Genomic DNA, 15,546 nt, shown 5'->3' on the forward strand with positions numbered 1-15,546 from the left:
TAATAATACATTGTTAATTTAGACAAGTACAAAGTAAGTAAAACGAATGTGTAATTAGAATGGCTTTCTGCTTAAGTTTTTAACATTTGTAACTTTGATCGCTTGTAGGCGACATATATAAAAACACGTTGAATGACTTTTTTAAGGGAATTATTAGCAGTAATAATAGGAGTTTTTATCTCCTTTATGATTATGTTTTTCGTTTTTGTGGCGATCGGTTCGGTTATTAGCTCGAGTTTTGTCGATGACAGTACGGTCGTAGTCAAGAAAAATTCAGTTCTGGTCTTAAAATTAGAAGATCTGATCAAGGATTATGCTCCTAAAAATGAAGATCCATTTAGTCAGATATTAGGATTGGAAGAAAAGAAAATGGGCTTGGATAATATTTTGAATGCCATTGACAATGCTAAATATGATGATCAAATCATTGGTATTAGTATTGAATCCTTGATGTTACAGGGTGGAGTGGCGCAGATTCAGGAAATAAGAGATAAGCTATATGAGTTCAAGGAATCTGGAAAATTTGTAACTGCCTTTGCAGATGTCTATGAGCAAAAGAATTTTTACCTGAGTTCTGTGGCAGATTCAATCTATGTAAACCCGGAGGGTCAGATTGATTTTAGAGGATTGTCTGGCGAAGTATTGTTTTTTAAAGACTTTCAGGAAAAATATGGCCTCAAGATGGAGGTGATACGTCATGGGAAATATAAAAGTGCTGTAGAACCTTTTTTGGCAAATGAAATGAGTGAGGCCAATCGTGAGCAGACGGAAGCATTTTTGAAATCCATTTGGTCGGAAATGACAACCGATATGGGAGATAACAGGAACATTGATGAGGTACAGATCAATTATATTGCGGATGAATTATTGGCAAGAACACCTGATTTAGCCATTGAGAATAAGATGATTACAGGAAAGTTATACAAGGATGAGTATGCCAAAGTTTTAAAACAACTGGGGGGAATATCAGAAGAGTCAGTCCTCAATGCAGTAACTGTAAAGAACTATATAGCTTCTGGAAAAGGAAGGTTGGTCAGCAGTTCTACTGATAGAATTGCAGTGATCTATGCACAGGGGGAAATTAAGTATGGTAAAGGAGATGAAGATTATATCGGCCCTGAACTTATCATCGAGTCCTTGAAGAAGGCGAGAAAATCGAAACAGGTCAAAGCGATTGTGTTACGTGTCAATTCTCCCGGAGGAAGTGCCTTGGCTTCAGATATCATTTGGAGAGAAATAGAGGTGACAAAAAAAGAGAAACCTGTAGTTGTTTCTATGGGGAATATGGCAGCTTCCGGAGGATATTATATCTCATGTAATGCGGATAAAATTATTGCAGACCCGACCACCATTACTGGGAGTATAGGTGTGTTTGGTATGATTCCAAATATCAATGAATTTACCAATCGAATTGGAATTCATGCAGAACAGGTCGGGACCAACAAGCGGTCCTTGAATTACAGTTTGTTTGAACCAATGACCGATGACTTTTATAATGTTACCAAGGAAGGTGTGGAGCGTGTCTATGTTACCTTTGTTTCGAAAGTAGCTAAAGGAAGGGGAATGACGTTTGAGGAAGTTGATGCAATTGCACAAGGAAGGGTATGGACCGGAACACAAGCTCTTGAGAATGGATTGGTGGATGAATTGGGAGGTTTGGAAGATGCCCTGAAAGCCGCTGCCCAGTTAGCGGATATTCAGGATTTTAGAACCCGCAGTTACCCAGACTACAACAAGGAATTGAAAGATATGTTTTCAGGTCCGTTTGCAAGTGTTAAGCAACAACTTCTGGAGGATGAAATAGGTCTTGAAAATTTGAAAATTTACAATCAATTCCAGCAATTCAGTGAATGGAAAGGTTTACAGACAAGACTCCCTTTTCTATTAGAAATAAGGTAGGCTTAATGAATCATTCTTTTCATTTCACTTCTATATTTTGAAGCGCTTTTACCAGTGAATTCCTTAAATAGTCTGTTGAAATGTGAAAAATTATTGAATCCACATTCAAAGCAAATATCAGTAATACTGGTTTGATTTTCCTGAAGTAGTTTTGTGGCATGAACTACCCTGTATTCATTGACCAGTTTGGTAAAGGTTTTTCCGGTCGCCTTTTTAAAATACCTGCAAAAAGCAGGTGTCGTCATACTCACTGTATCTGCGATTTCATCCAGACTAATATGTCTTTTGAAATTTTTGTTTACATGTTTGAAGATGATATCTATTTTTTCACTGTCTTGAGGTTCAGTTTCAAAAGCAAAGCCGTCAACATTTAATAAAGAGTAATCATTGGCCAGGGATAGGTCATTGAGTATTTCCAGTAATTTGATCACACGGGCCATCCCGTCGCATTCCAGTAAAGTCTCAATTTTCGGACCTACCAGTTTTTTGGTTTCAGGTTTAAAGATAATACCCTTCTTTGCACGTTCAAAGAGTGCATTTATATTTCCCATCTCAGGAATGTTGTAGAATATCTTTCCAAGAAAATCGAGTTTGAACTGTACAATTGTCTCGGAACCATTCGTAGTTAATCTGTCAACAAATCCATGATGTGGTAAATTTGCGCCAATCAGGATGAGCATACTATTATTAAAATAGGAAAGATGATTTCCAATATGCCTTTTCCCTTGTCCTTTATTTACATATACAAGTTCCACCTCAGGGTGAAAGTGCCAATAAGCAATATTGTTCTGTACCTCATTGTTATGTTGCTTTACAGAAATACTACTTCCAAAACTTGGACTTATTTTTTCGAAACTTGGTTTTTTGTTAATCATGGAAATTGTTTTACAGTACAAAAATACATCATTTGAAAGTTCTATTCTATACGGATTTAACAATATTGTATACAATATTAACAATATTATGTGTTAAGTAATTGTAAACTGTTAATTTGGTATATAAATTAGCCAATTTTCTTGTTTTCTCGCTGAGTATGTGCGCATACATTTGTCCTGTCTAATTTTAATAAATATATAAAATGAAAAATTTAGCAAAGAAAAGTGTAGTAGCAATTGGTTTGATGATGTCATTGTCAATTTTTGCGAATGAGAAAGAAGTAACATTAAAAGAAAAAGAGAATAATGTTACCAAGGTAAGATTTGAAAACGTAATGAAAGGTTCCACCTTAACCATTATTGATCAGTATGGAATGGTTCTGTATAATGAAGCAATCCAGGCAAGTGGACTTTATTCAAAAGGATTTGATTTAACCACATTACCTGATGGTGATTATTTCTTTGAATTGAACTCAGATTATAAGATTGTTGTTGTTCCTTTTAACGTGAAGACAAATGTGGTTGTTTTTGATAAAGAATCAGAAGAATCAATTTACAAACCTGTTATCAGAACGAAGGATGATATGGTGTATGTATCAAGACCAGCTGTTGAGAAGACTTCATTGAAGTACAAAATATTCTATGCATCGAACGATGAATTAGTAGAAGCTGAAAATTTTGATGAGATGGAAGAAGTAAAAAAGGTATATGATTTTTCAAATGCAGAAAGAGGTAAGTATGTTTTTGTATTTGAATCAAAAGGTCGTGTTTATTCTAAGACGATTAAAATCTAGAAAATATTATTAATTAGTTATTGTCCAGTGATTTGTAAAAGTGAGCTCATCCCATTTGAGCTCACTTTTTTTTATGCACTTAATCTTCTAAAGTAAGGATGAGGCTTATTTATAAGTTTTGTTTTCGCGGTTTTGAGATTAACCCGATTGTATTCAAAATTACCATCATTAGGATTGTTTTAAATCAATAGTTGTTAATTAAGGATATAAATTGATTAAATATGGTGTTTTATCAAGCTTCAATGTAACATACATTTGTCTTGTCTAATTTTAATAACTATATATCATGAAAAAATTAACAAAGAAAAGTTTGCTCCTGTCGTTGCTATTTGTATCGATGTTTTCGTTTGCAAGTACAAACAATTTGAAAGACAAAGAAAAGGAGCCGAAGGTAACGGTAGTCAGTTTCAAAGAAGTGAAACTGGGATCGAAATTGTCAATTAAAGATGTAAATGGATTAACGCTGTATAAGGAATCTATACAGGAGTCCGGTGAGTATTCAAAAGGATTTGATCTTACAAGCCTGCCGAACGGGGAGTATATTTTTGAACTTGATTCGAAGTTGAAAATAACAATCCTTCCGTTTAATGTAGTGTCTAATCAGGTAGCTTTTAAGAAAGAGGAAGAATCTATTATCTACAAACCTTTTGTACGAATGAAGGATTCACATGTGTATGTGTCCAGGATCTCTTTTGAAAAAAGTCCCTTAAAGTTTAAAATCTATTTTCAGGACAACTATGAATTAGTACTTTCCGAAATGTTTGAAAATGAATCTGGAGTAAATCGTATTTATGATTTTTCAACTTCTAAAAAAGGAAATTATGTATTCGTTTTTAAATCAAATGGAAGGACATTTACACACATCGTAAAAATTTAACACTCAAAATTTAGTTGCTTTTGTCTCATCATTTGTAAAAGTGGGTTCTATTTTATAGAACTCACTTTTTTTGATACCTGATAAAACTATAATCGTATTTATGCGTTTTATCTGCTGAATGGTCTTCTCGGAAGATTTCTTCCCATTTTGAAAAATCGACCTTTGGAAAAAACGTATCGGCATTTTCAAAAGAATGATGAACAAGTGTCAGGTCTAGTATTTCAGCATAATCCAGTGCTTGTTTGTAAATTTCACCACCACCCAGAATAAAAGGATTTTCGTCCTCTCTGGCAGCAATAATTGCATTTTCCAGAGAATTTACAACAATACATCCATCAGCATGATAGTTAAGATTGCGTGTAATGATAATGGTAGTTCTGTTTGGTAAGGGTTTGTCCATTGATTCAAACGTCTTTCTTCCCATGATGATGTGATGCCCCATAGTAACTTTTTTGAAGCGTTTAAAATCATTGGGCAAATGCCATATCAAATCATTATTTTTCCCCAAGGCATTATTTTCTGCCACAGCTGCAATTATCGTAAGCATAGTATAGAATATTTTTAGGAATTATCCTTTAACTCCTCTAAGGCACCAGATTTTTGTAATTTCTGTTCAAGTTTTTCAACTTTTTTATTGTGTTTTGCAATGATTTTTTCGGTTTCAACCCTTTCCCATTCTTTTCCAAAAAACCTGGACATCACAAAAACATTGATCGTATGAAGTATTAAAAGAACGAGCCAGGCGAAAATTGCCCATACGTACCAATCAAGTTCAGGGTGGAATTTTATTACTTTATTCAGCACAATAAAAAAGACGGAACCAACAAGAAACAACACAAAATGAAAATACAATCTTTTCTTTTGTTTGGTTCTCTTCCTCGCTTTTTCGTAATACTCGTGATCTAAAGTTGCATTCAAAACAGCCTATTTTACATGTCTTTTACCCATTCTTTGATATAATCGGTAAAATCTTCTTTGTCATTGAATTCAGTATCCTTGTTGTTACGAAGGGATGGTATTTCGTTCAAAGTATCATTATACAAGCTTCCGGAGGTATTCAAAAAGGCCTGCATTCGTTGTAATAAATTGACATCTTCAATTTGAGTAATATGTTTTATCAAATTTAATTTTAATTGAGTTGCGTTCATAGTTTTATTTTTTTTGGGGGATTAGACTGATACAATTCCTCTAATATGAGGATGAGGTTCGTATGACACTAAGTTAAAATCATTAAATGAGAAATCAAAAATATTTTTCACCTCTGGATTAATGATCATTTTTGGCAGTGGCTTCGGATCTCGACTAAGTTGCAGATTAATTTGCTCCATATGATTATTGTAAATATGAGCATCACCAAAAGTGTGAATGAAATCTCCATATTTTAAACCAGTAACCTGGGCCAGCATCATGGTAAACAGTGCATAAGATGCAATATTGAAAGGAACACCTAGAAAAATATCAGCACTTCTCTGGTAAAGTTGACACGACAGTTTGCCGTCACTCACATAAAATTGAAAAAATGCATGACAAGGTGGTAGTGCCGCTTTTCCATTGGCAACGTTTTCGTCAAAACTCACACTTGTATCCGGCAAAACACTGGGATTCCAGGCTGATACAATCATTCTTCTGCTGTCGGGATTATTTTTGATGGTCTCTACAACTTCTTTGATCTGATCAATTCCATCCCCGTTCCAATTCCTCCATTGGTAGCCATAAACAGGGCCCAAATCACCGTCTTCATTTGCCCATGCATCCCATATTTTAACACCATTTTCTTTTAAATAGCCAATATTCGTTTCACCTTTCAAAAACCATAAGAGTTCATAAATGATTGATTTAAGATGCAGCTTTTTAGTGGTAACCATTGGGAAACCTTCATTGAGGTCAAATCTCATTTGATAGCCAAAAACACTTTTTGTTCCTGTTCCTGTTCTGTCTTCCTTTGTGACTCCATGATCGATCACGTGCTGGATCAAATCTAAATATTGCTTCATATTTGTGTCTGATATTTTTAAAAGTTAGTGAAAATGTAGTCCTTTTCAAGTCTGTATGCCATAACATACATACGTGCTCAAAGATAAAATATTCTGAGGTATAATTTCTTATTCTCTTGTTAATATTAATGAACAAGGACCTGTTAAATGAGAATTTTATCCGATGATCATTCCAGCGATTGTTGCCGAGAGAAGAGAGGCAATGGATCCGCCGATCAACGCTTTCATGCCGAATTCGGAGAGTGTTTTTCGCTGTCCTGGGGCCAAAGAACCAATACCTCCAATTTGAATACCAATAGAGGCAAAATTTGCAAAACCACAAAGCATATAGGTTGCCATAATAACAGACTTGCTATTATTCAAATGAATTTCATTGCTGAGATCTTTTAATTCGGCCAGTTGAATATAACCGACAAATTCACTGGCGGCCAATTTAATTCCCAAAAGTTGACCCATCATCATCATGTCATTTTTAGCAACTCCTATCAGCCACATCAATGGCGCAAAAATGGTTCCTAAAATAGATTCAAGCGTAAATTTCGGATAAGGTGTATTCGCTGCCATCCAATCGTTGAGTGAAGTGATGTCACCAATCCAACCTAAAATTCCGTTGATCATTGCAATAAAAGCGACAAAAACCAAAAGCATGGCACCCACATTTACTGCCAGCTTCAATCCTTCGGTCGTTCCATTGGAAATAGCATCCAACAAATTCGTCCCAATTTTTTGAGAACTAACCTGTACATCAGTTGAAACGGCTTCCGTCTGTGGGTATAATATTTTCGAAATCACAATGGCGCCCGGGGCTGCCATTACAGAAGCAGCCAGTAAGTGTTTGGCAAATTTTAAGCGCATCACGGGATCATCACCACCTAAAAATCCAATATAGGCTGCCAATACTGCGCCAGCCACTGTTGCCATACCACCAATCATCACTAACAACATCTCCGAACGATTCATTTTTTCCAGATAGGCTTTGATGAGCAGCGGAGCTTCAGTTTGTCCTAAAAAAATATTGCCTGCCACACTTAAGCTTTCAGCACCCGATATTTTTAAGGATTTAGATAACAGCCAAGCCAATCCTTTTACTACTTTTTGTATGATTCCTAAATAGTAGAGCAAGGAAGTTAAAGCTGAGAAAAATATGATAGTGGGTAGCACTTGAAAAGCGAATATATATCCAAAAGTATTCATGTCAACTACCAGTCCTTCAAACAAAAATTTACTTCCGGCTCTTGTGAAATCAAGAACACTTACAAATATTTGACCAATGGCTTCGAAGGCAGATTGAATAAAACCAACTCTTAACACACCGATCGCGATCAATAATTGCAACGCCAGTCCGATACCGACAGTTTTCCATTGTATGGCTTTTTTATTGGCACTAAATAAATAGGCGATAAAAATAAGCACCACCATTCCGAGAACACCCCTCCATATGGATTCGAAGGAAGCGCCCTGATTTGGCGTTAGCTGATCTGATACTTGTTGAGCTTGAAGTGGTATAGAGAGAAAAAAAATAAAAAGTAAAGAAAGTAATTTTTTTAGCATAGCTTTATTTTTGCTCTCTTTTGGAGATTTCATCTCTTAATTTTGCAGCTAATTCGTAGTCTTCATTATTCACGGCCTGATCCAGTTGCTTATAGAGTTCGTCCAGAGTTTCATCTTTAAAAGTGGAGGTGTCCTCCACAACATTGGCTACCAGATCTTCCATTTTAAATTTGGATTCAGCCAACTTGGACTCGTCTTTAATTTTTAAGATGATTCCCGCTTTATCGAGTATATTCTCAAAGGTAAAAATAGGTGCCTTAAATCTTGTTGCAAGAGCGATCGCGTCAGAAGTTCGAGCGTCGATGATCTCCTCAATTTTGTCGCATTCACAGATAAGACTCGAGTAAAATACACCATCTACCAGTTTGTGGATGATGACCTGTTTTACGATGATATTGAAACGATCTGCAAAACTTTTAAAAAGATCATGGGTCAGTGGACGTGGAGGTTTGATCTCCTTTTCCAATGCAATAGCGATGGATTGAGCTTCAAATGCCCCAATAATGATAGGCAATGTGCGTTCTCCATCTTCTTCGCTTAAAACCAAAGCATAAGCACCGCTTTGAGTTTGACTATATGAAATTCCTTTAATATTTAAACGTACTAAACTCACAGGTTTGACTCTATATTTAGTAATACTCTAGATTCTTACAAATTTAAGTATTAGCCTTTTCAATTTACAAATAAAAATGAAAAAGACCATCAAAATCCGGGACTAAAGATCGTCATAAATTCTGATAGCCTTTTTGAAGGGGGCAATTTACTAAAAATTATATTGGATTAAAGAGTGCTTTTAAATTCTTTTAGTTTTTTCGTGAGTTCAGGTACAACATCAAATGCATCACCTACGATTCCGTAGTCAGCTGCCTTAAAGAAGGGTGCTTCCGGATCGCTGTTCACAACGACTTTGACCTTTGAAGAATTGACGCCTGCCAAATGTTGAATGGCCCCTGAAATCGCCACGGCGATATACAAGTTTGATGTGACCGGTTTTCCTGTTTGACCAACGTGTTCGCTATGAGGTCTCCATCCAAGGTCAGAAACTGGTTTTGAACAAGCGGTTGCTGCTCCCAAAACCGATGCTAAATCTTCGATCATTCCCCAGTTCTCAGGTCCTTTTAAACCTCTACCTCCTGAAACAACGACATCGGCATCAGCAATTGTTACTGTACCTGTTGTTTTGTCAATGGAAGATGAAGTGATTTGAAAATCAGCTTCGTTGAGTTCGGGTGTAAATTCTTCCACAACGGATTCAACCTTTTCTTCGGTCAGACCTACAGAATTTTTAGCAAGTCCTAATAGTTTGGTGGCAGATTGAATTTCTGTAAAGTTATATCCCTTGGAGGAAAATGCTTTTCTTTTGACTACAAATGGATTGACAGAAACCGGATAATCAACAACATTTGAGGCATATCCAGCGTCAAGTTTAACCGCTAAAATGGGAGCCAGATATAGGCCATTATTTGTTGAATCCACTGCAACTAGCTTGGCAGATTCACTTTGAGCTGCCTGATAAATGCAATCTGCGAAAGCTTTTGCATTAAAATTTTCCAATCGCTCATCTTTAATGGTTAAGACTTTATCGGCACCATACGCTGAAAGTTCAGCAGTGTCTTCTGCGTTAATAGTGACGACGGTCAACGATGTTTCTGTTTGTTTAGCAAGCTGTTTGCCAAATGAAACAATTTCGAAGGCAGTTTTTTTAAACGTTCCTTCTGAGCTATCTGCATATACTAATACTGACATATTGTTTTGTTTTAGTTCTCAAGAATTTTTGTGCAATTCTTGCGTATGTTTTTAAATTACCTTGGCTTCGTTGTGAAGCAATTGAATTAATTCATCAATGTTGCCCGCGTCAATAATTTTACAAGCACCTTTGGCTTCTGGTTTTTCATATTTTATGGTCGAAGAAGGTGTATTAAAATCTATGGCTGGTACAACCTTTAAAGGTTTCTTTCGCGCCATCATGATGCCGCGCATGTTTGGAATCCTTAGATCTTTTTCCTCTACCAATCCTTTTTGACCAGCTGCAATCAACGGCAAGGAACAATTCAAGGTTTCTTTTCCTCCGTCAATTTCGATCACTGCCGTAGCTTGTTTGTCATCCAATTCCAATCCAATGCAGGCATTGACAAAGTTAAAACCAAGTATTTCAGCCATCATGCCAGGGACCATTCCTCCATTGTAATCAATAGATTCTTTCCCTGTCAGTACCAAGTCAAATCCTTCACTTTTTACAATTTCAGCAAGTTGTTTTGCTACTTGAAAGCCGTCAAGTGGAGCTGTATCGATTCTAATAGCATCATCGGCACCAATGGCCAGGGCTTTTCTTAAGGTTGGCTCAACCTTTGCATCACCAACTGTGGCTACGGTTACAGAAGCTCCTTGCTTCTCCTTGAACCACATAGCTCTGGTCAAGGCAAATTCATCATAAGGATTAATAACAAACTGCACGCCATTTGTATCAAATTGGCTGTTATCTTCCGAAAAATTGATTTTGGAAGTTGTGTCAGGTACATGACTTATACAAACTAATATTTTCATTTTTACTTAGTTAAAATGATTATTGAATTATCTGCAACGAAGGTAAAAAATATTTTTAATATATTATGCATGCATAGTAAAATTTTAAATTAAGCACACAATTACGTTGAATTGCAGGATCCATTCTTTTTTCTCTAAAATTGTGACAGGCACTTTCTAGATTTTCGTTAAAATTAGTTATTTTTGCATTCCTTTATTAATAAAATATGAAAGTATTACAATTTAGAGAAGCGATTGCTGAGGCAATGAGCGAAGAGATGCGCAGAGATGAATCTGTTTACCTAATGGGTGAGGAAGTAGCAGAATATAATGGTGCCTACAAGGCTTCCAAAGGGATGTTAGATGAGTTTGGTGAAAAACGTGTAATAGATACACCGATTGCGGAACTTGGATTTTCTGGTATTGCTGTTGGGTCTGCAATGGGAGGTACACGACCAATCGTTGAGTTTATGACCTTTAACTTTTCGTTGGTAGGGATTGATCAGATTATCAACAATGCTGCTAAAATGCGTCAGATGTCAGGTGGTCAGTTCAATATTCCGATTGTATTTAGAGGGCCTACCGGCTCTGCAGGACAGTTAGGAGCGACCCATTCTCAATCATTTGAAAACTGGTATGCGAATACACCGGGATTAAAAGTTATTGTTCCTTCAAACCCTTACGATGCGAAAGGTCTTTTAAAGGCTGCCATTCGTGATGATGATCCGGTAATTTTTATGGAGTCTGAACAGATGTATGGAGACAAAGGAGAAGTGCCAGAAGGCGAATATATATTGCCTATAGGCGTTGCAGATATCAAAAGAGAAGGAACAGACGTAACAGTCGTAAGTTTCGGTAAAATTATTAAAGAGGCTTATGCAGCAGCTGATGAATTGGAAAAAGAAGGAATTTCATTAGAAATAATTGACTTGAGAACAATTCGTCCTATGGATCATGAAGCTATTTTGAATTCTGTAAAGAAAACAAATAGGTTGGTAATACTTGAAGAAGCCTGGCCTTTTGCCAGTGTGTCGTCTGAGATTACGTTTCAGGTTCAGGAAAATGCATTTGATTATTTGGATGCACCCATCCAACGAATCACCACGGCAGATACGCCTGCACCATTTTCTCCGGTCTTGTTGGAAGAATGGATGCCAAATAAAAATGATGTTATCAATGCAGTTAAAAAGGTGATGTACCGTTAAGCACCTTGTTAGATAATTTAGAGAGCCATTTGAATTTCAAATGGCTTTTTTTATGTCAGAATTCTTCAATTATAACGATGAAAGTTAAAATAGAATGAATTAATAATGTGTATATTTGATCCTTAAAATAGCCGAAAAACAAGGGCTTAATTCTAATTATTGGTTAAATCAAATAATAATGTTAGATAAAAATATCGATAAAAGTGTGATATATGACGATAAGATTGAGGATGGCTTTTACTTATTAAAATTTCAAAATGAAGAGGACAGGGCCATTGAAATTTCAAGGAAAGTAGATAAATCATTTCTTCAATTACACTTTAGTATAAAGAATGCTGCGGGTTTGAAATTTAATGGAGGCCATTATGTACTTGACTTACCTGAAAACAAATCTTTTTTATTGTACAATCCTGAACAGGATCTGCCCATTCATCTTGAACTGCAACCTGGTGCGAAAGTCATTAGTTTGTTGATCAGAATTGAAAAGTTTCATACCTTCTTTACACAGGAAGCAGGTTTGATTCATTTTTTAAGCGGGGAGAACAAGAGTAAAAAGTGTTACAGGGATAAGGAGTTAAATCCAAATGAGATGATGGTGTTAAATCAAATCTTTCACTATGGTCTGCATTCATCCCTGGAGAAATTGTATTCAAGAGGAAAGGTATACGAATTGATTAGCCTGTATTTTCATAAATCTGATAATGATGGAATTCAGAATTGTCCTTTTTTAGAAGATGAAGCCAATGTTGAGAAAATTCAAAAGGCGAAGCATATTTTAATAGAAAATATGACAGAACCACCTACCCTAACTGAACTCGCACATCAGATTAATTTACCCTTACAGCATTTAAAGGACGGTTTTAAGCATATCTATGGGGAAACCGTATTTGCATACCTTGTGAATTACAAAATGGAATACGCAAGAAAATTACTGACCACAAGAAAGTATAATATTTCTGAAGTGAGTTTTGAAGTGGGGTACAGTACTTCGAGTCATTTTATTGCAGCCTTTAAGAAGAAGTTTGGCGCAACGCCAAAAAGGTATATGAGCAGTCTCTGATGTTACATTAATTAAGGATAAAACCAATTTTATTTAGAACGTATTTAATATTTTTGTTCGCTTATGTTCCTTTCCTGCTGGAAGGCGCTATTATTTGATTCTCTATATGCCTAAGCATCTTTTTATATTGTTTCTCTTTTTGTCTTTAGGGCTGACAGCCCAGATCAAAGTCAATGGAACCATTGTGGACGATACTGGTGAGCCGGTACCTTTTGCAAATATTATCTTTGAAGGATCAACATATGGGACCATTTCTGATGAAAATGGGAAATTTTATTTGGCATCTGAGGAAGATCATGAGCAATTGGAGGTTTCTTTCGTTGGTTTTGAGACTCAATTAGTTCCTTTGGACGGAATTACGACCAATCTCCGCATTGTTTTAGAGGAAGGCAGAGATCAATTAAAAGAAGTACGGGTGTATTCAGGAAAAATTGATAAGAAAAATAATCCGGCAATTGATATCCTTCGGAAGATATGGTCAAAAAAAAGGAAAAATGGTCTTAATATGTATGACCGCTATGAATTTGATCGTTATGAAAAGATCGAGTTTGACTTGAACAACATCGATGAGAATTTAATGGATAAAAAGATTTTTGATGGGATGGAAATGGTTTTTGACCAGATTGATACTTCAAAAATTACCGGTAAGGTGTACCTGCCTATTTTTATCAATGAATCGGTATATAAAACGTATGGAAAAAATATTTTTCCCAGGAAAAGGAATAGTGTGATGGTTGCCAATAAGAATTCTGGATATTCGGATAACCAGGCGTTGATTTCTTTTTTAAAGCAATTGTATGTCGATTTTGATATTTATGATAACTACCTATTGTTTTTTGATAAGAAGTTTTCCAGTCCTCTGTCAAAATTAGGTCCGGAGGTGTATAATTATGTGTTGACTGACAGTAGTTTTATAGATAATAAATGGTGTTACAACATCTTGTTTTATCCAAGGAGGAAGAATGAACTGACCTTTAAAGGAGATTTTTGGGTAAGTGATACGACCTTTGCCATCAAGGAAATTCAAATGTATGCCACAAAAAACGCCAATGTCAACTGGGTAAAAGACATCTATATCGAACAGGAGTTTGATGTTTTGAATGATTCTGTTTTTCTTTTAAAAAGGGATTATATCATGACAGATTTTGCCCTGAACCAGAAAGATAAATCCAAGGGCGTTTATGGTAAGAGAACAACCTTGTTTGACCGGCATATTTTTAATGTAAAACGTCCGGATGAGTTTTATAAAGAGCAGATTCAGGACAATGAATTGATGTATAACCAGTCGGATGAATTTTGGGAGCAAAACAGGCAGGAAGAACTTAGTAAAAATGAAATAGGGATTTATCAGATGTTGGATACGTTACAGAATGTAAAGCGTTTTCAACAGATTAATACCATCGGTGAAATACTTGCCTCAGGCTATTGGAATTTTTCAAAAGGCTGGGATTTTGGACCTGTGTTTTCTACCATTGGCTACAATGATATAGAAGGGCTGCGTTTAAAGGCCGGCGCGAGAACCTATTGGAGTCAAAATGATAAATGGCGCGTTAAAGGTTACCTGGCCTATGGCTTTATGGATGCGAAGTTTAAATACGGAGTAGAGGGGAAATACCTGTTCAAAGGTCAGGACCGTTGGATATTGTCCTTGGGAACAAGAAAGGATATTGAGCAGTTAGGGGTGAGTCTTACAACTGCCAACGAAGTGTTGGAGCGAAGTTTTGCCACAACCTCCATATTTACAAGAGGTGATAATTCGAAACTGTCTAATATTGATTTGACAAATTTAAAAGTGAGTTTTGAACCTGCTAAGAACCTGGATTTGAGGGTTGGGACCACTTTTAAAACGCTAGAATCAGCCGACCCTGAAAAGTTCAATGTTGATTATATAGATGAGAATGGAGATATTCAATCAAGCATTGAACAGGTGGATGTTAGTTTTGCGGTTCAGTATACGCCGAACAGAAAGTCATATGGTTTTGGTGTGGAGAGAAGTGTTAGTAATGAAGGCAGGTATCCTACTTTCTTTTTTAGTTATACCAAGGGGTTAAAAGGAGTATTTAACAGTGACTTCGATTATCATAAATTACAGTTCTTTTATGAACAGCCCATACAATTGGGATTATTTGGCAAATTGAGATCTACGTTTGAAATAGGTAAAACCTTTAATCCGGTTCCTTTACAATTACTGAATATTGTACCAGGTAACCAGACCTTTTTTACTTCAAAAAAACTATTTGATCTATTGGATTATTATGAATTTGTAACCGATGAATACGTCTCTCTGCATCTGGAACATAATTTTAACGGTAAAATCTTCGCTAAAATTCCTTTTATCAGAGATCTACAATGGAGGGAGATTATTGGAATCAGAGGAGTAGTAGGAGGAATTTCGCAAGCAAACAGGGACATTAATGCCTCTGATGTTATTTATGTAGCACCGGAAAACATTTACTGGGAATACCATTTTGGGATCGGAAATATCTTCAAGTTGTTACGAGTTGATTTTGAATACAGAGGCAGTTATCGCGACCTGCCGGGAGCTACGAATTTTGCCGTAAAAGTAGGGTTCGGATTTTATTTCTAAAAATCAAAATACCAGTTAAACAGACTGGATCTGAAACCAATCGTAAACCAGGTGGTATTGTTTTCAGAAATCACATTTCCTGATGGATCCGGACCCGGAGAGAAGTTTCTAAAAGTAACCCCACCGAACAATTGTAAATTCGTCACAGGGTTCACCACATAGCCTCCCTGGAAATCAGCGA

General features: G+C 36.2%; 16 protein-coding genes. 6 read left to right on the top strand and 10 right to left on the bottom strand.

Annotated elements, in window-relative coordinates; genetic code table 11:
- Positions 1-132 precede the first annotated feature (132 nt).
- The gene (sppA, locus tag ACR2MV_RS16045) at positions 133-1,899 is read left to right on the top strand and encodes a signal peptide peptidase SppA (RefSeq protein WP_434023260.1); all 1,767 of its coding nucleotides are present in this window, start codon (positions 133-135) and stop codon (positions 1,897-1,899) included.
- Positions 1,900-1,901: 2 nt separating this feature from the next.
- Here the strand turns inward: sppA and ACR2MV_RS16050 are convergent, their stop codons facing one another.
- Complete coding sequence (locus ACR2MV_RS16050) at positions 1,902-2,774, bottom strand: AraC family transcriptional regulator (RefSeq protein WP_434023261.1); 873 nt, start codon at positions 2,772-2,774, stop codon at positions 1,902-1,904.
- A 203-nt stretch (positions 2,775-2,977) separates the two neighbouring features.
- Here ACR2MV_RS16050 and ACR2MV_RS16055 point away from each other — a divergent pair, with 203 nt between their 5' ends.
- Together ACR2MV_RS16055 and ACR2MV_RS16060 are read left to right on the top strand one after the other, a co-directional pair.
- The gene (locus tag ACR2MV_RS16055; protein ID WP_434023262.1) at positions 2,978-3,568 is read left to right on the top strand and encodes a hypothetical protein; all 591 of its coding nucleotides are present in this window, start codon (positions 2,978-2,980) and stop codon (positions 3,566-3,568) included.
- A 286-nt stretch (positions 3,569-3,854) separates the two neighbouring features.
- A complete protein-coding gene (locus ACR2MV_RS16060; protein ID WP_434023264.1) occupies positions 3,855-4,445 on the top strand; it encodes a hypothetical protein in 591 nt (196 codons plus the stop codon).
- A gap of 61 nt (positions 4,446-4,506) precedes the next feature.
- Here the strand turns inward: ACR2MV_RS16060 and ACR2MV_RS16065 are convergent, their stop codons facing one another.
- The 8 genes from ACR2MV_RS16065 to ACR2MV_RS16100 form a co-directional block, all read right to left on the bottom strand.
- A complete protein-coding gene (locus tag ACR2MV_RS16065) occupies positions 4,507-4,992 on the bottom strand; it encodes a dihydrofolate reductase (protein WP_434023266.1) in 486 nt (161 codons plus the stop codon).
- A gap of 14 nt (positions 4,993-5,006) precedes the next feature.
- A complete protein-coding gene (locus tag ACR2MV_RS16070) occupies positions 5,007-5,363 on the bottom strand; it encodes a 2TM domain-containing protein (RefSeq protein WP_434023267.1) in 357 nt (118 codons plus the stop codon).
- Between the two features lie 11 nt (positions 5,364-5,374).
- Positions 5,375-5,593: a hypothetical protein gene (locus tag ACR2MV_RS16075; protein ID WP_434023269.1), complete on the bottom strand. Its 219-nt coding sequence runs from the start codon at positions 5,591-5,593 to the stop codon at positions 5,375-5,377.
- Between the two features lie 21 nt (positions 5,594-5,614).
- The gene (locus ACR2MV_RS16080) at positions 5,615-6,439 is read right to left on the bottom strand and encodes a thymidylate synthase (RefSeq protein WP_434023271.1); all 825 of its coding nucleotides are present in this window, start codon (positions 6,437-6,439) and stop codon (positions 5,615-5,617) included.
- Positions 6,440-6,595: 156 nt separating this feature from the next.
- Positions 6,596-7,990, bottom strand: a complete 1,395-nt coding sequence (locus ACR2MV_RS16085) for a NupC/NupG family nucleoside CNT transporter (protein ID WP_434023273.1) — start codon at positions 7,988-7,990, stop codon at positions 6,596-6,598.
- Positions 7,991-7,994: 4 nt separating this feature from the next.
- Positions 7,995-8,603 carry a bifunctional nuclease domain-containing protein gene (locus ACR2MV_RS16090; RefSeq protein ID WP_434023274.1) on the bottom strand — a complete coding sequence of 203 codons (609 nt, stop codon included), beginning with the start codon at positions 8,601-8,603 and terminating at the stop codon, positions 7,995-7,997.
- A 167-nt stretch (positions 8,604-8,770) separates the two neighbouring features.
- Positions 8,771-9,736: an electron transfer flavoprotein subunit alpha/FixB family protein gene (locus ACR2MV_RS16095; protein ID WP_434023275.1), complete on the bottom strand. Its 966-nt coding sequence runs from the start codon at positions 9,734-9,736 to the stop codon at positions 8,771-8,773.
- A 51-nt stretch (positions 9,737-9,787) separates the two neighbouring features.
- A complete protein-coding gene (locus tag ACR2MV_RS16100; protein WP_434023276.1) occupies positions 9,788-10,534 on the bottom strand; it encodes an electron transfer flavoprotein subunit beta/FixA family protein in 747 nt (248 codons plus the stop codon).
- A gap of 206 nt (positions 10,535-10,740) precedes the next feature.
- On the opposite strand from ACR2MV_RS16100, the gene ACR2MV_RS16105 reads away from it, so the two are divergent.
- The 3 genes from ACR2MV_RS16105 (at position 10,741) to ACR2MV_RS16115 (ending at position 15,365) form a co-directional block, all read left to right on the top strand.
- Positions 10,741-11,718: a pyruvate dehydrogenase complex E1 component subunit beta gene (locus tag ACR2MV_RS16105; RefSeq protein ID WP_434023278.1), complete on the top strand. Its 978-nt coding sequence runs from the start codon at positions 10,741-10,743 to the stop codon at positions 11,716-11,718.
- A 178-nt stretch (positions 11,719-11,896) separates the two neighbouring features.
- Entirely contained in the window at positions 11,897-12,778 is an 882-nt protein-coding gene (locus ACR2MV_RS16110) for a helix-turn-helix transcriptional regulator (protein WP_434023279.1), read from the top strand.
- Positions 12,779-12,884: 106 nt separating this feature from the next.
- Positions 12,885-15,365 carry a DUF5686 family protein gene (locus ACR2MV_RS16115; protein WP_434023280.1) on the top strand — a complete coding sequence of 827 codons (2,481 nt, stop codon included), beginning with the start codon at positions 12,885-12,887 and terminating at the stop codon, positions 15,363-15,365.
- Here ACR2MV_RS16115 and ACR2MV_RS16120 read toward each other — a convergent pair.
- Positions 15,362-15,546, bottom strand: a 185-nt coding sequence (locus ACR2MV_RS16120) for a hypothetical protein (protein ID WP_434023282.1), incomplete at its 5' end; no start/stop codon positions are given. The genes ACR2MV_RS16115 and ACR2MV_RS16120 overlap by 4 nt on opposite strands.

The organism is Lutimonas sp. (assembly GCF_051011215.1).
In the GTDB taxonomy this organism is placed as follows: Bacteria; Bacteroidota; Bacteroidia; order Flavobacteriales; family Flavobacteriaceae; genus Lutimonas.